This is a genomic window from Streptomyces sp. NPDC051921 (genome assembly GCF_040680975.1).
Classification (GTDB): domain Bacteria; phylum Actinomycetota; class Actinomycetes; order Streptomycetales; family Streptomycetaceae; genus Streptomyces.
Window position 1 is genome coordinate 1 of record NZ_JBFAXU010000061.1, and the last position, 1,269, is coordinate 1,269.

1 protein-coding gene is annotated in these 1,269 nt (G+C 72.8%); it reads left to right on the forward strand.

The genetic code is table 11. The features are described from left to right. On the forward strand, positions 1–1,269 hold a 1,269-nt coding region (locus AB0M16_RS36175; protein ID WP_365350801.1), incomplete at both ends, for a beta-ketoacyl synthase N-terminal-like domain-containing protein.

The window sequence follows — 1,269 nt, forward strand, 5'->3', positions numbered from 1 at the left end:
GCAGGCGAACTATGCGGCGGCGAACGCGTTCCTGGACGCGTTGGCGGAGTTCCGTCGGGCTCAGGGGCTGCCGGCCACCAGCATCGCCTGGGGCCCCTGGGACCTGGGAATGACCGAGGAGCTCTCCGCCGCAGACCACGCGCGCTGGTCCCGCGCCGGAATGCTCCCGCTGCCGGCGGACGAGGCCCTGGACCTGCTGGATGAGGCCCTGCAGGGCGGCCGTCCGGTCAACGTGGCCGTCCGGCTGAACGCCGAGGCGCTGCGTACACCCGGCGGCGCCGTCTCCCCGATCATGCGCGGCCTGGTCCGGACCCGGGTGCCCCGGGCGGCGACCGCGGCCCTGGGTGCGGGCCGGGGCGCGGGTGCGGGCGCGGGATCCGCGCTGGCCGAGCGGCTTCGGGGGCTGCCCGACGCGGACCGGACGAGCGAGCTGCTCGACCTGGTCCTGAGGACGACCGCCAAGGTCCTGGGACACGCCCCCGGCAGCACCGTCGACAGCACGCGGGCCTTCAAGGACCTCGGCTTCGACTCCCTCACCTCGGTGGAGCTGCGCAACCAGCTCAATGCGGCGACGGGACTCAGGCTGCCCACCACCCTCCTCTTCGACCAGCCCACCCCCGACGGTGTCGCCGAGCTCCTTCGCGCCGAACTGCTGGGTGATGACGCACGGTTGGGCCTGGGTGCGGGGGCGGCCGTGTCGGTGCCGGTGGGGGTGGCGGTCGGTGACGATCCGGTGGTGATCGTCGGGATGGCGTGCCGGTATCCGGGTGATGTGCGGTCGCCGGAGGATCTGTGGCGGTTGGTGGTCGAGGGCGGGGACGCGGTCTCGGAGTTCCCCGGTGACCGGGGGTGGGATGTCGAGGGTCTCTTCGACCCGGACCCGGACCGGGTGGGCAAGTCGTACAGCCGGCACGGCGGGTTCCTGCACGACGCGGCGGAGTTCGACGCCGGCTTCTTCGGGATCTCCCCGCGCGAGGCGCTCGCGATCGATCCGCAGCAGCGGCTGCTGCTGGAGGTCGCGTGGGAGGCGCTGGAGCGTGGGGGGATCGATCCCGCCGGGCTGCGCGGTTCGTCGACGGGTGTGTTCGCCGGTGTGATGTACGACGACTACGGTGCCCGGCTGCGGCCCGCCCCCGAAGGTTTCGAGGGGTATGTGGGAAGCGGCAGCATGCCGAGCGTGGCGTCGGGTCGCGTGTCGTATTCGTTCGGGTTCGAGGGTCCGGCGATCACGGTGGACACGGCGTGCTCGTCGTCGCTGGTGGCGATGCA